At 42.1% G+C, this 15,618-nt stretch carries 12 protein-coding genes; 8 read left to right on the top strand and 4 right to left on the bottom strand.

The genetic code is table 11. From position 1 onward, the window contains the following. Window positions 1-11: 11 nt before the first annotated feature. From BMW86_RS03765 to BMW86_RS03740, 7 genes are all read left to right on the top strand, one after another. Window positions 12-3,878, top strand: coding sequence for a TOMM system kinase/cyclase fusion protein (locus BMW86_RS03765; protein ID WP_089779103.1), 3,867 nt, complete (start codon window positions 12-14; stop codon window positions 3,876-3,878). 18 nt (window positions 3,879-3,896) lie between these two features. After that, complete coding sequence (locus tag BMW86_RS32435) at window positions 3,897-4,253, top strand: hypothetical protein (RefSeq protein WP_143056473.1); 357 nt, start codon at window positions 3,897-3,899, stop codon at window positions 4,251-4,253. A 10-nt stretch (window positions 4,254-4,263) separates the two neighbouring features. Further along, complete coding sequence (locus BMW86_RS03760; RefSeq protein WP_143056472.1) at window positions 4,264-4,938, top strand: hypothetical protein; 675 nt, start codon at window positions 4,264-4,266, stop codon at window positions 4,936-4,938. 1 nt (window position 4,939) lies between these two features. Then, the gene (locus BMW86_RS03755) at window positions 4,940-6,985 is read left to right on the top strand and encodes a TOMM precursor leader peptide-binding protein (RefSeq protein WP_089779099.1); all 2,046 of its coding nucleotides are present in this window, start codon (window positions 4,940-4,942) and stop codon (window positions 6,983-6,985) included. Between the two features lie 131 nt (window positions 6,986-7,116). Then, window positions 7,117-7,794, top strand: a complete 678-nt coding sequence (locus tag BMW86_RS03750) for a hypothetical protein (RefSeq protein WP_089779097.1) — start codon at window positions 7,117-7,119, stop codon at window positions 7,792-7,794. Between the two features lie 60 nt (window positions 7,795-7,854). Continuing rightward, on the top strand, window positions 7,855-8,862 hold the full coding sequence (locus BMW86_RS03745; RefSeq protein ID WP_089779095.1) for a hypothetical protein: 1,008 nt from the start codon (window positions 7,855-7,857) through the stop codon (window positions 8,860-8,862). A gap of 30 nt (window positions 8,863-8,892) precedes the next feature. Then, window positions 8,893-9,444, top strand: a complete 552-nt coding sequence (locus BMW86_RS03740; RefSeq protein ID WP_089779093.1) for a hypothetical protein — start codon at window positions 8,893-8,895, stop codon at window positions 9,442-9,444. 82 nt (window positions 9,445-9,526) lie between these two features. On the opposite strand, the gene BMW86_RS03735 is transcribed toward BMW86_RS03740, so the two are convergent. After that, entirely contained in the window at window positions 9,527-10,096 is a 570-nt protein-coding gene (locus BMW86_RS03735) for a thioredoxin family protein (protein WP_089779091.1), read from the bottom strand. Window positions 10,097-10,223: 127 nt separating this feature from the next. On the opposite strand from BMW86_RS03735, the gene BMW86_RS03730 reads away from it, so the two are divergent. Further along, on the top strand, window positions 10,224-10,565 hold the full coding sequence (locus BMW86_RS03730; protein ID WP_218149110.1) for a winged helix-turn-helix domain-containing protein: 342 nt from the start codon (window positions 10,224-10,226) through the stop codon (window positions 10,563-10,565). Window positions 10,566-10,568: 3 nt separating this feature from the next. Here the strand turns inward: BMW86_RS03730 and BMW86_RS03725 are convergent, their stop codons facing one another. The 3 genes from BMW86_RS03725 to BMW86_RS03715 form a co-directional block, all read right to left on the bottom strand. Continuing rightward, a complete protein-coding gene (locus tag BMW86_RS03725) occupies window positions 10,569-11,066 on the bottom strand; it encodes a molybdopterin-dependent oxidoreductase (protein ID WP_089779087.1) in 498 nt (165 codons plus the stop codon). Between the two features lie 154 nt (window positions 11,067-11,220). Continuing rightward, complete coding sequence (locus tag BMW86_RS03720) at window positions 11,221-12,477, bottom strand: TolC family protein (RefSeq protein ID WP_177189141.1); 1,257 nt, start codon at window positions 12,475-12,477, stop codon at window positions 11,221-11,223. A 29-nt stretch (window positions 12,478-12,506) separates the two neighbouring features. Further along, window positions 12,507-15,611, bottom strand: coding sequence for an efflux RND transporter permease subunit (locus BMW86_RS03715; protein ID WP_089779083.1), 3,105 nt, complete (start codon window positions 15,609-15,611; stop codon window positions 12,507-12,509). Window positions 15,612-15,618: the final 7 nt, after the last annotated feature.

Raw genomic sequence — 15,618 nt, 5'->3', positions numbered from 1 at the left:
AGTACTGTTTTATGATGCCTGAATTCCCTCATTTAAATAACTACCGGATCCTTGAAATACTTGGCGAAGGAACTTTCGGCCAGGTATACAAAGCGATACAGATCACTACCAACCAGTATGTGGCCATTAAGATGCTGAAATGTGATCTCCTGAAAGGTAAACAACAGATTGCCAGGTTTGAACGTGAAGTGCAGATCTGCGCTGAAATCAGCCATCCATACATCGTAAAGCTGTTAGATAAAGGTTATACATCAGACGATATTCCGTTTGTCGTTTTTGAATATATATCAGGTGTTACGCTTAAGAAACTACTCCTGCAGGAAGGCGCTATGCGTATTCATGATGCAAAGGAGTTAATGGGACAGGTACTGGATGCATTATCATGTGCACATGATAAAGGCATTGTACACCGGGATCTGAAGCCGGAGAACATTATGGTAACGAAGACAGGCACCAGGGCATATGTGAAAATACTGGATTTCGGGATCGGGGCTTTTATACAGGATGCGATCCTTAACCATGAAACAGCAGGTACGCCTGCTTATGCTGCACCTGAACAATTGAGAGGAGAGCCGCCTACCACCAGATCAGATCTCTATGCCTGGGGGCTTTTACTGATAGAATGTATCACCGGTAAGCCTGCTATCCGTGGAAAATCTGTTGCTGATATTTATTATCAGCAGCTCAGTAACACTGTTATTGCTATTCCTTCGTTTATGCTGGGACATCCGCTACAGGATTTGTTACTCCGTGTACTGGATAAAAAAGTAACAACAAGGATAGCTGATGCACACATATTATTCCATGATTATAATCATATAGATTTTACTACACTGGCAGTAAATAAATCTGAAGATAATCATCCCGGGTTCTCCGGAAATGATACGATGGATAATGCATTAGCCTGGAATTATGAAAGAAGAGAAAAAAGACAAATTACTGTCCTTTGTATAAAAGTAAATATTCAGGTAACAGAAGATGCGGGAACAGATGAAGAAACGCTGGAAGAAATACAGCGGGATCAGATTACTACCTGTACTGATATTGCATTACGTTTCGGTGGATATGTAAAAGGGATTTTTGCTGATCATATCATGATTTATTTCGGATATCCGCATAACAGTGATAGCGATGCAAGGCTCGCCAGCAGAACCGCACTGGAAATTCTTGCACGTATACAGCAACGTAGTACGCGGTTCTATAAACAACTGAGGATTTACCTGGATATCCGTTTGGCGATCCATTCCGGAATGATTATTTCCAGACAACATAAGGTGCCGGATGGTATTACGGCGAATATCGCTTTAAACTTATTGTCTCATACTTTTTCCCAACGCATATTGATTACTGATGCCGCCAGGCAATTGTTAGAGCCATATGTGGAATTCGAAAAATACAAGAATATGCAGTTCCCTGATATGCTATATGAAATGGAGACATTTCACATATTAAGGGAGCGCTCTGTTGAGGCATTCTCTCAATTGAAATCTGCGGCTGTTAACAGAAAAATGCATGGAAGAGATGAGGTATTAGCAACGATTATCCGGCATTATGAAAAAGTGGACAGTGTTAATGGACAGGTGATACTGGTAAGAGGGGAGGCTGGAATTGGCAAATCCAAATTGTTGTATGAGACGAAAAAAGCCATTAAAACGAATGCACTTATAGAACTCCGTTGTCTTCCGGAATATAGAAATATAGCATTGCAGCCTCTTCTTGAAATCATCAGGCAATACTATGGTTTGCATACCAGTACTGAAAACTCTGTATCATTATTAGAACAGATGCTTTCCGGGGCAGGATGTGAAGTAAATAGTGCGTTGCCTGTTTTGCTTTCATGGCTTGATATACCTTTTACTGAGCAATACCCCGCTTCGCAGGCCAGTCCGTTTGAGCAAAAAACAATCCTGTTCAATGCATTGAAGAAATGTATTGTGAAAATAGCGGAGGCCAGAAAATATGTACTGATCATAGAAGATTTACACTGGCTGGACCCGAGTAGCAGAGAATTGTTGTCTGAGATGATAACAGGTACGGATAAAAATAATTTTCTATTTCTGTTCTCAGCCAGACCGGAATTCATACCGGAATGGACAGATCATTCTTTTTCTCTTATACAGCTGGAACCGCTGGATAAAGTAATGTCCAAAGGGATAATTGAAGAATTGCTTGGGAATAAAACAATCGGGCAGCAATCACTTGGATATATTGTTAATCATACAGATGGTATTCCGTTTTTTATTGAGGAGCTGACCATGATGCTGATGACTAAAGGCCGCCTGGTGTTAGAGAACGATGTTTATACACTTACTGATAATAATCTGCAATTACCTGTACCCGCTACATTAAGGGAGTTGTTGAATGCAAGACTGGATGATATGGTGCTTGCTAAAGAGACCGCTCAACTGGCGGCTACAATAGGGCGCGAATTTCAATATCAGCTTTTAATGCAGATCTCTGTAAGAGAGGAAGAAAGTGTGCAGGCTGATCTTGAAGAATTAGTCAATGCGGATATCATCTACCCGCTAAGAACGGAGAAAGGTTTGGTGTATGTGTTCCGGCATGCTTTGTTTTGTGAGGTTACATATAGCAGTCAGGTTACTGTCGCCCGGATACAGGTACATGGGCGAATTGCAGAAGTATTGATAAACGACAATACACCTGTAAATGCTTATGAGGCTGAAAGGCTTGCCTGGCATTTGCATGGTGCAGATAGAACAGCATCTGCTGTTGACTGGCTGTTGAAAGGAATGAATTTACTGGTAAAGACTTCCGCAAACAGGGAGTGTATGGCTTTATGTCAACAGGCATTGAAGTGGGTATATGAATTGCCGGAAACATCAGAGCGGAATAATACAGAATTTTCTATCAGGCAATTGCTGCTTTCCAATCTGATTGTGGTGGAAAGTTTTGGGTCTGATGCTGTTCTCCGGCAACTTGATATCATGCACAAACTGCAAAATGATATGGATGTGCAGGAAAGCTTCTTTCCCAGCATGTTCCTTTACAGTACTTATTACGCTATGCGGGGCGACTGGAAGATGGCAACTCAGATTGCGCGGCAATTATATCAGCAGGCAGCCGGACTTAATAATAGAAAGTTCATTATTGTATCTTCTGTTTTTCTGGGATTACAGCTGTTTAATGATGCAAAATTTGTTGAGGGTGCGGCCATACTGGAAGAAGCGCTCGCGCTGTATGATCCGGTACACGATGATCATCTTGCTTATGAATTTGGTCTGGATCAGGAAGTGTTGGGTGCAGGAACATTAGCAAGTATGTATGTATTTCTTGGAAGAGAAAAAGAAGTTCCGCTGCTGGAAAAACGGATTACAGAAAAAGCAGCACGTCTGAATCACCCGCATACAAGTGCATCCATGTACCTGGGCCTCAGTTGTGTGTATTTCTATTTAGGGAATAAAGCCGAGGTGGAAAAATTCAGTGCGGCGCTTTTGCAACTGAATGAACAAACAGATCTCAATATGTTTGGCCATTATGCGGCTATTCTTCATGCCTGGTCATTAGATGATCTTGCAGGCGCTATGAAAGCGTTGGAAGAAGAAACGGCCAGCGGTATACAATCTATGCGCAGTTTCTGGCATACCATTATTGCCGGAATGGAAATCGAAGCAGGGTATTATGAATCAGCAACGGGCAGACTGCTTAACTGTTTATCTTATCTGGGAAATTCTGATGGCGCACTTTATTCCGCAGAAATCTATCGTCTGCTTGGTACTGTATGTCTTGTGAAACAGGAATATGACACCGCCTTTAAATATTTAAATACTGCGGAGGAAATAGCATATGAACAACATGCTGTGTTGATTCAAAACAGTATAACTGCACTCATTGTAAAAACGGAGAATAATATTTTATAACAATTCAATTACCTCAAAATGGCAACAAATTTTGTCTCAAACCAATGGCTGTCGGCATATTATAAAGTATTGGCCAGAACCTGGGAACATCCGGAATTTAAAGAAAAACTATTATCTGCGCCCGCAAAAACATTAAAGGAGTTTTGTGATTTTGTTGTACCGGAACACATAGAAATTCATTTTAAGGAAGTGTATGACAGGGACTTTTCTTCATTTCCGGCATTCCCGGTTTCTGTTTTTGATACGCCACCCTCACAGAAGACTGTATTGAAAGTACCACTTGTTCCGGCGCCCGGGAATCTTAAAAATGAACTGGCTTATCTTAATTCTTTTACAGTACCTGATAATATATTTTGTTGCTGTATGTGTTGTTAATACTATTATTATGCTTTCCAGATTAATTAATAACTCCACACAGGATCAATTTCTTAAGATCTATAATGACGCCTCACATAGCACACTGTTTGGCTGGTTATATACCTTTGCAGATCCGGATAATCCTAACATTACAATAGAGCTCTGGGCATTGGTGAATCCGGCCGATGTAGGTCTGTCAGGTATCTGTATTTATCCGGTGGTGGAGCCGGCACTGGGTCTCATTCCCGGTGATTTCAAAACATGGCTCCGGTTCTTATCCACAGGTCCTCAGTTTGGTGCGTTTATTTACAGCGCTTCATATATGATTCCTTCTTCGTTTGATCAACCAGGTTTTGAAGGAAGCGTTGTTGCTGGTATCTATAATCAGGGAATACAGGGAGATGGGCGCGCACTGGTTTCTGTAAGTCTTCAGACAACACCGGAGATACTTGATGCGCAGACAACTACGTTTGACCAGATTCTGCAGATGTCCACACTGGATGCACAGCAACCTGCTTTTTTGTATCCACCTTTATTGCCACTGAGAACGGCGATAACTCCACAGACGTTTATCGAGAACGGTGGTGTTCCGGGAATGGAACCGGCAGAAGTCGAAGTAATCATGTATGAAAAGATGCTTACTAAAGTTTGTAAGCTAATGGAATTAGTACCGGAAGATTTTTATCTGTTTGTAAATTCCTGATGTGGATGAGATATACATGCTTTCACCAGAGCTGAGTTATGCAGGTATCGATAATACATGGGGGTTTGTAATCGGGTATCTGGGTATATACCGGGTAGAGGGGATATTATATACCAGCATATTGCAATTGCTGAGTACAAGGGCATTCTCTGATACTGAGTTAATTGAGTTTTTTAAAAAGGAGTTTGTATTGCCACATGTGTTGCATGCTATCACTACACTTTCCAGGCAGGGATATATTATCCGAGGTGCTGATTTTATCAGAGGGAAATATTTGCTGAGAGAAGAGATTCCGCTACCCGTTCTGCCTTCTGATTTTATTATATCATGTCATTCAGATCTGGATGATGTTGATGCGGAACGGGCTTATCAGGATGCGTTGTTGCGGGATGAGATATGGCTGCCGGTAGTATATGGTGCAGGGCACACTTTTGCCGGACCATTCTTTTCCCGTAGATCAGGTTTATGCCTGGCGTGTTTGAGTTGGCGGGTGAAACAAAACAGAAGTGTATTGAACTGGATTGTGGGACATACAAAGAATGCAGTTCCAATGCCCTTGTATGTCCCGGTTTCTCTTGTGACCAGTGTAAATGCAGGTATTGTTGATCTAGTAGCCTCTTATGGCTCTTCCGGAGATAAAATGATAGCTGTTGATACACTGGGCAAGGCAGTGGTTCATTTGTTGAAGCGGCGTCCTGAATGTGTTGTTTGCGGTGACCCGCTGCTGGTAACCCGGCAGATGTATGAGCCATTTTCTATTTGTGATACGGGGTATGCTAATGCACCGGGTTATCGTACGGTAATGCCGGCTGCTACATGGGAAAAGATGAAGCATCATATTAATCCTGTTGCAGGTGTTTTATCAGAGCTGCGTGCTATTGCCGGCGAAACATCCATGCATGCACATGGGGCCGTATATCCTGATACACCTGTGAAGGATAAACCGGAAGCGAATGAATTTTACAAAAGTGCATTTGGGAAAGGATATTCTGCACTTGCATCTAAGGTGAGTGCTTTGTGCGAGTCTATTGAAAGAAGGAGTGCGAGATACCGGGGAGACGAACCTGTTTTTAAGGCTTCTTTGGAAGAGTTAGACCCATATGCAATTGCTCCGCATGCCATTCAGCATTTTCATGCAACACAATTATTACAACCTGATGCTACACATGCCCTGGGACCAGTCCCCTTACCACTAACCGATGGACAGGTTATGAACTGGTTGCCTGCCTGGTCGCTGAGAGATCAGGAGAGGCGGTATATACCCGCAGAAGCGGTTTTGTATGGGCTTCCCTGGCCTGAAAATAACCGGGTGGCCATATTTGAATCCAATGGGCTTTCAGCCGGAAATACCAGGGAAGAAGCGATTTTACAGGGGGTACTGGAACTGATAGAACGTGATGCAACAGCTATATGGTGGTTTAATGGTTTGAAACGACCCGCTTTCAATATTGATATCATGGGAGAACATGGTTGGTTTCATACTGCATTACAGCAGCTAACTGCTGCCGGATGGTCTGTACACTTCCTGGATTTAACCATTGATACTGTTACACCGGTAGTAGCCGCTGCAGGCTATTTCGAAGGAGGCTTCCTGGTCGGGTATGGCTGCCACTTTGATCCCCGTACAGCGATCATCAGATCTCTCACAGAACTGATACAAATACGTGCGCTGATGAAACCTGTAATACCACCTGCCGGTTTAAACACAGATTATCTGTATCCATCTGCAAATGCAAAGGTGATTCAATTTGAGTCATATGATTTCACCAGACCACCAGTGGTTTCAGAAATGTGTACTGAAGGAATAACAAGATTGGCCAGGCTGGGTATCGATACAATTATAGTAGACTGTACCCGTCCTGATATTGGACTACCCGTTATTAAAGTCTTTGCACCTGGTCTCAGGGCATTCAGGCCCCGGTTTGGCTCCGGGCGGTTATATGAGATACCTGTTACAGCAGGTCTTACAGATAAAATACTTACCTACTCAGCAATGAATCCTTTATGGATGACTCCTCAACCATATCACCCGGGTGAAATACGCTGAAATAGGCGTTTCAAGTGCAGGTATCTACTTTTGAATTGTAAGTCGGCGGAGCTCCTAAACTGACACAAAATAAAAAGGCGGATACCGAAAAGCCTGAACAGAGTAGGTATAAATAAACAAATCCCAAAGAAATGAGTACTTATATTTTAAAAACAGCATTTACAGACAGACAACTGGATATTCTGTATGCTACCGGTACCAATGTTGTTGTTGCAAAACCTACTGGCGGATCAAGCCCAAATGTAGCCTGGCAGGTATTCAAACCTATGCAGTCAAACAGGTTGTCATGGGGAGAAGAATATGGCATTTATGCTTCTACATCATCCGTTACAAATGGCGCTGTACTGTCTCAGTTATCCAGCGTTCCTGTAGGAGCTGCCATGAACAAATTATATACACTGGAACCATCCGCTGTAATTTCAGGTCCGGCCAGTGGCGGTACTCCATCTTCATTCACGCTCCAGAATAAATATGCTGCAAAGGATTATATGACAGTTGGCCTGTTCCAGGATGCGAACATAAATGGAATCGATATTCTGGGGAACGCGCTTTCCGCAGCACCGGTTTTATTAGCCAGCACTGCAGTGATGACTCCTTTCACTATTGTTTATATCTGGCTCCAGTCCCAGGTTGTCAGTAACACAGTAGTAACTACCGTTACATCTCCAATGACCATGTTGAAATTTGGTGGTGATACTACTGAAATTTCAGTAAGTTATGACAGTGCATCAGGAAAGTTCCTGCCTTCTGCTTCTGCTACCCAAAGAAGTCTTGCAACAGACTTCGCTTATCTGGAAGCCTCTTTATAATCCCACTGCATTTAAATTACCGGGGGGTGATTTATCACCTCCCGGTTAAACACAAAGAAAATGGAAACTTTCATCGAAGAGTTACTATTTGCGATGCAGCAGCAGAATCTTGTGTATAACAGTGATTTCAGGTATTACAGCAATAAGGTAATCAATGGGAATAACATTGATTACAAAACACCGGATGGGTGGTTGTATGATGATCCCGGCAGAAATGGAAAGATTGGTTTTGATCCTGCAACTAACAGGTGTATCATTTTCAAAAGTGAAGATAATAGCCTGATGCGTTTCAGTCAGGCGCTTCACGAGTTTCCAAGATGGCAGCAGATGTTGTACGGAAAGAAAATCACGGCGAAGATTAAACTGAGTATCTCCACTGTGAGCGATGTAAGTGTAACACTCTCTGACGGGATTGATGCGAGTACTGTAACAAAGAAAGGCATCGGGGATTTTGAAATAGATGTTCAGCTGGTCATAAACTCCAAATCCACTTCCATTTTATTATCTGTTGAAAGTAAAGCTCCGTTTGTTACGATTGCCATTGCAAATGTATGTGCTAATGCAGGTAACATCGCCCTTAAAACGCTTCCCTGTGTTGTCCAGGGGATCATAGGGGAAAGGAGGCAATATATTTCTACTGATAATCCTCCCGCTGAAGAACTCTCTCTTTGTAACAAGTCTGAAGAACTGGGTGCTGATTATACACGATTGAGCAGTGTGATCAATGGCAGATTCGGAACAGGTATCAACAAGCGGTCCATGCTTCCCGATATGCGGGGTTATTTCAGCAGGGCATGGGACCACGGTGCAGGTACTGATCCGGATGCTCCATGGAGAACTCCGCTGGGAGGAACTGTGAAAGGAGACAATGTGGGAACTGTGGAGATTGATGAATTTCTTACACACGATCATCAGTTAAGCTTTTCCATGAATAACTCCATACTGGGAGGAAAAGAAACTGCTGCTGTTACACTTAATGCACAAGCTACCTCCAATACAAAGCCTGTTGGGGGGAAAGAAACCAGGCCCAAAAATCTGGCTGAGTTATATACGATCAAATGGGCCTGAATTAATTAACAAATTTAAAACTTAATAATTATGCCGGTTTTTAATTTAAGATGTGCTAACAGATCTCAGTCTGCACAGGATTGGGCGATCTTTAATGGTCCTTCATTTACTTTGCAACCCGATTTCGTAAATAGCGGAAACGTCAACATGACTAATACCTACACATTCAGGATCGCTGTTAATACAAACAATAGTTTTGGGCATGCAGACCTGACCTACACAGCCGGAACAAATGTATGGACGCTTGCGAGTCTAACACCTAATGAATGGGAGCTGGCGCAGGGAAATGGTATTGTAACTGTAAGATGTTTACTGGAAAATGTAAATGAAGACGATGCTCCTTCGTATACTGCCGGGGTTCCTGTATTAGACGATGAGGCCGGGGTAGGCAATGTAAGTTATCCGGCCTACCAGTTATATAAGGATGAGGACCGTACTACTTATTGCAGCTCCAGGAAGGTAGGTAATCATGAGGAAGGTAACCAGTGGATTAAACTCTGTCTGGCAGCTCATCCGGGTACGCGGGTACAAGGGCCGCCCTGGACAAGTGAGGATCAGAAAGGTGTAATATGGCCTGACTAATCTGGTTTAATTTTCCGTATAATAGACAAAGCCTTCAAATCTTTGAAGGCTTTGTCTATTATTTACCTTGTATACTTATGTTTTAACCGGAGATGAGAGTGAGTGCGGTCAGCAGTTCCTGCTGAAAACTTTTTCCTTTATCCTGATTGTACCAGTTTTGTAGCTGTAGCTTCGTTTCCTCCTCATCTACCTGTTCTTCCCTGAGGCGATAGAAAAGCTGCTGACAGGCCAGTGGTCTGGGTCCCCACACCAGCAGATCCTCACCATCGTCGTTTCTGATGATTAGTTTGGGAATAGACCTGGTTTGTTTTGGGCCGGTGAGATAATGTTCTATCAGGAATGGTGGAGCATCACGAAGCTGAAGGTCCAGTCTGATGAGTGGATTTGGCTGGATAAGCTTGTAAATAAACGGCAGGATATGTGCAGCATCCCCACACCAGGGTTCGGTAATCATAATCCACTGCTGTCCGGATTTAATACTTTTAATTAATTCTGCCAGTTCATTATTTAATTCTCCTACTTTAAGCCAGCGCTGTTGCCTCGCCCAATTGAGCCTGGTATAATTTACATACGCCGGATTTTCGTATGGATGGATGGTAAGTTCACCATTTAATACGGACTGAAAGTATAGTAAGTAATCTGCAAAATCCATTTTCCTATTATTTAATAGCCACAAATTTACCTGGTAAACGTATTTGCAGCAAGGTTTGTTTGAATACCATTTAGTTGTAACCGCCTAATAATATACCTTTGTCATGAAATAAATGCATAAAATTACAATGAAACTTATTGCAAATGGTCGCATTTGGATTGAGACAGAGGAAGGGCCATTTCTCGGTTATGGAAGAATTGAACTACTGCAAAAGATTAATGAGCTGGGCTCTTTGAAAAAAGCCGCTACGGAAATGAAAATCTCTTACAGACAAGCATGGGATTTTGTAGATCAAATGAATAAAAGGACCGCTAACCCCTTGGTTATTCTCGAAAGAGGAGGAAAGGGAGGCGGAGGCGCTGTCCTTACTAAAGAAGGAGAAAAAGCTATACAATTATTCAATGATCTTAATACATCTTTTCAACGCTTTCTTGCCGAAGCCATTTCCGGAATGAATAAGAATAAATAATTCCTATTCTTTAGCAAATTGTACAATCATTGTAGTTACTTCCCATATCCAACGGGCTGGTTTCTTTTCACCCGGTACTATTACCCGGAATGGTCCTTTATTTGCAGGTAAAGGATTTCCATCCATCTTGTCTGCAAGAATGATTACGCGATTGGTGAATGTTGAATCCAGTTCAGGGAGAGAGAATAATACTTTATAACCATCACCAGACTTTACCAACAGATATTTTGCCATGTTCTCCCCACGAAGTTCAGCTCCAAGGGTAACACCTGCCTGCCGTAGAATATCTGATAACGGAACACCGGAAAAAAGATGTTCTTTACCATCCCGGTCCGCAGAACGAACCTCCACTCTTCTCATATTGGCCAGGTCTGCCAGGCCAAGATTTAAAGGATGTGTTACTTCTCCTTTCACAGTGACAGTGGGTTGTTTCTCAGTACTCTGTCCCCAGACAAGAGGAGTATAGAAAACAACCAAAAGAAGGAAATATACATATTTCATCGTAAGAGGTATTTAAAGATTGTGAATATGAGGTGAAAAATATAATCAGGTGCTTTCCCATCGATATTAAAAATACGAATAATTGAAAAGGATTTTATTTAAATAAAAAAGCCTTCAAACCGAAAGATTTGAAGGCTTTAAAGCTTGATAAGTCTTATTGTATATCCCAAATACCTGCTGAACGTTCCAGATTTACCAATGCAGCGGCATAATTAAATAATGATTGATAATAGTTTTGTTGCACGTCGTTGTAAGTACGTTGGGCATTTAATACTTCCAGTAAAGAAGTTTCTCCACGTTTATAACTGTATATTTTGCCTGTTAATACTTTTTGCGCTTCAGTGAGCAAACCACTTTTAAATTGTGATACCTGTTTTTGTGCTGCTTTATAATTGAAGTAGGATTGTGTTACTTCTGTCTGAATTTGCAATAATACCTGGTCATATTGAACTGCTGATTGCCTGATGGAATATTGCGCAGCTTTCATCTCACCTTTATACCTGTTGGAGAACTTTAAAGGAATGGAAATGCCCGCATTGATGCTTCTGTAGGCTGGGGTAGGGGCTATGTCATTAGTAGCTTCACCACTATATTGTACACCCGCTGAAATGCCCAGATCAATTTTCCTGTTGGCTCTGATCAACTGTAAATTTTTATCGGCAACAGTTTTATTATTGATTGCTGCCACAACATCAGCCCTGTTATTCTGTGCATTGATAATTAAAGTACCCAATGCAAAATCCCTTTCCAGGTTATCTGAATCCGATATGGGAGTAAGTAATGTATCGGACTGTGCTTTGCCTGTATTAATGCTTAGTTGCACTAAAGCAGTTTTCCAATCGGCTTCGTTTTGATAAAGGCTGTTCAATAAACTACCTGCTTCTAATTTTGATTGCCTTGCATCCACCTCTGTAATAGCACCTAACTTAAAACGGATAGCATCTGCATCAGCCAGTTGTGCCATGGTGGCATAAGAATTTTGCTGTACCTCTAACAGATTATATTGCTGCAAAGCATTAAAATATGCAATGGAGGCATCTGCCTGAAGGTTGCGGAAATAATCCTGTAGCAGGGCTTTGCTTAATAACACCTGGCTTTGTGCAAGATCAATTCTTGACTTGCGTTTACCTCCTAATTCTAAAGTGGTACCAATACCAGCATTATAGCCCTGCCCCAGATGTTTACTTGATTGTTGATTATCATAAGCCCCAAAAGTTAATTGAGGATCAGGAAAAACTTTGGCAGATTCAATACCAGCTTCCGCAATATTGACATTGTATTGCTGTGCTGCATAACTGAGGTTTTGCCTGCCCACCAAACTTAAATATTGGGTGAGTGATAGTTTTGTTTGCACGAAACCCGTATCCAATTGTGCATGTGCTGTCATGCAGATGCACAGGATTATCCACATTGATAAAATATATTTTTGCATGAACTTATTTATTCATTAGATGATGAAGCTTGTTTATAATCGTCCTTCCCCCATTTATTTTCCATCATATAGTATAAGGCCGGTAAAACAAATAGTGTAATGGCGGTTGCCACAAAAAGACCATATACGATCACGGTTGCCAGTGGTCTTTGTACATCAGAACCGATGCCCGTTGCCAGGGATGCGGGTAACAAACCCAATGCTGCAACGGTGGCGGTCATTAATACAGGACGGAAACGGTCTTCAGCCCCTTCCACAACAGCTTTAAGTAAATCGTAGCCTTGTTTTCGCAGGTCGTTTATATGCGAAATCAATATCACACCATTTTGTATGGCTACACCAAACAATGCAATGAAACCCACTGCTGAAGAAACATTCAATGTCATGCCTCTGATGTTCAATGCCAGCATCCCCCCGAACAATGCCAGTGGCACAATGGATAAGATCAGCCCTGCCTGGCGGAATTTACCGAATGCACCATAAAGCAATAAAAACATGATGGCCAGTGCCAGTGGAACAATTATCATCAGCTTTGCATAAGCCCTGTTCTGATTTTCAAATTGCCCGCCCCATTTGATATTGTATTTTTCATGATCGTACTTTACGGTACGTTCAATTTTGCTCTGTGCTTCCTTTAAAAAAGCTGTCAGATCATTGCCACGTAAATTGAGTTTCACGGTCAAATGCCTTTTGTTTAATTCCCTTGTAATGGTGCTTTCCCCGGTAGCAGTTTTTACCGTTGCAATTTGCGACAAAGGAATTTTTGCTCCTGTTTGTGAAGTGAGCATCAGGTTGGAAATTTTCTCAGGTGTATTACGGCTTTCTTCATTATAGCGACAGATAACGTCATACACTTTATTGCCAACAAATACCTGGGATATAGCTTTCCCGCCAATAGCTACTTCAATCAGTTCTGCCACATCTGTTACATTCAGTCCATAGCGGGCCACTGCGTCTCTGTCAACAGAGATCTGCAATTGAGGCAATGGGGGTTCCTGGTCGATGGCTACATCTACAGCACCTTTAATGCTTTTAATGGTGGTCATGACGTTTTCAGCAATCTGGCGTGTTTCTTTAAAATCATCCCCATATATTTTTACCACCAGTTCGCTGTGTGCGCCTGCAATTTTATCCATTACACCATCGATCATAGGCTGACTGAACCCAACACTGTACCCCGGCATGGTTGCATATTCTTTGGCCAGGTCGTTAATCAGGTCGGCTTTTGTCCTCCCGTTCTTCCACTCACTATAAGGCTTGATGCCAATGCTGCATTCAAAGTGTGAGGCTGTCCATGGATCTGTACCATCATCGTTACGCCCTGCCTGCACCATCATATAGGTTACTTCGCTATACTTCATGGTATGTTGCCGTAACGTATCACTCATTTCTTTCGATTTCTGTAATGATACACCGGGAGGCAGTTGCACCTGCAACCAAATAGAACCTTCATCCAAAGGGGGTAAAAAATCTTTACCTACGGTGATGGAAAGAATAACTGCACTGATTAAAACAAGTACCAAAGGGATGAATACCCGTTGGGGAGTCTTCATTACTTTTTTACCACCTTCAAAATAGGCTTTGGTTAATTTTTCCAGCCATTTATTATGGAATAATTTGCGTGGCTTCCGGTAGACCGCATAAGCCAATCCTGGTATTAATAGCAATGCAACCGCCAATGCACCCAACAATGCAAAACCAACAGTAAAAGCCATTGGGGTAAACAGTTTCTTTTCTACCCTTTCAAAAGAGAACAGGGGCAGGTAAGCAGTAATGATGATAACGGTGGAGAACAAGATGGGTTTGGCTACTGCCAGTGCCCTTTGCCCTATGGTGGTTTCCTGCAATTCTTCCGTAGGACTTTCCTCTCTCTTTTTCAAAATGGTTTCCATCATTACAATGGCACCATCCACTATAATCCCAAAGTCGATAGCACCAAGCGAAAGCAGGTTTGCCGGAATATTTGTAAAGTGCATCAGGATGAATGCGATCAATAACGCTAATGGAATGGTGATGGCCACAATTAATGCCCCACGCCAGTTACCGAGAAAAACGATCAGCACAATAATTACCAGACTCATTCCTTCCAGTAGCGTATGCGATACTGTATGCAGGGTGGTGTCAACCAGGTTGGTTCTGTCTATATACGGCCGGATGCTTACACCTTCAGGTAAGATGTTTTTATTAAGGTCCTCAACAGCAGTATGGATACCTTCCAGTACTTTGGATGGGTTCTGACCTTTTAATAATAATACAATGCCTTCATCACCTTCGCTGTAATTTACCTTTCTGTCGGTATAACCTAAGATACCTTTGCGTTCCAGGTTTCCGTATTTTAAAGTTCCTACATCATTCAGGAATATGGGAACTCCATTTACTGATTTCACCACTACCTTTCCTAAGCCTTCCAGCGTTTTTACAAGGCCAATGCCACGTACCACATAACCCAGATCACCTCTTGTTAATACACTGCCTCCTGAATTGGTATTGTTGTTATTGATGGCAGTTTGTACATCGGTGAGGGACAATTTATATTGTTCTAATTTTCTTGGGTCCAGTTCTATCTGGTATTGAGTTGTAATACCACCAAAGTTGGTAACGTCGGCTACACCCGGTACCTGCTTAATGCGGGGAATAATCTTCCAGTTCTGCAGGTCTGTGATTTCTCTGAGATCATGGCCTTTGCTCTCTATGATATAACGATAAATTTCACCAATGGGTGAGGTAAGCGGGTCTAACCCTGGTTTCGCGTTATAAGGCAGATCCACATCGTTCAGTCTTTCTGTGATGCGTTGTCTTGCCCAATAATCTTCAATACCATCTTCAAACACAATAGTAATGATAGACAGCCCGAACGTGCTTTTACTGCGCATTACGTGCATACCGGGCATACCATTTAGAGCCCTTTCTACTGGAATGGTTATTTGTTGTTCTACCTCTTCTGCTGCGAGCCCCGGCACCTGTGTTACTACTTGTGAAGTAACATCTGCAATATCCGGATAGGCTTCAACAGATAGTTGTTTCCATGAATAATAACCGAAACAGGCCAGGAGTACAAATAATGCAACAAAAAGCCAACGTTTTTCTATTGCTGTGAATATTAATTTCTTCATGAACGAT

Origin of the sequence: Chitinophaga sp. YR573, assembly GCF_900110995.1 — a bacterium.
GTDB lineage: Bacteria > Bacteroidota > Bacteroidia > Chitinophagales > Chitinophagaceae > Chitinophaga.
The sequence above is the reverse complement of the archived record's forward strand: the minus strand, read 5'-3'. Positions and strand labels throughout refer to the sequence as shown.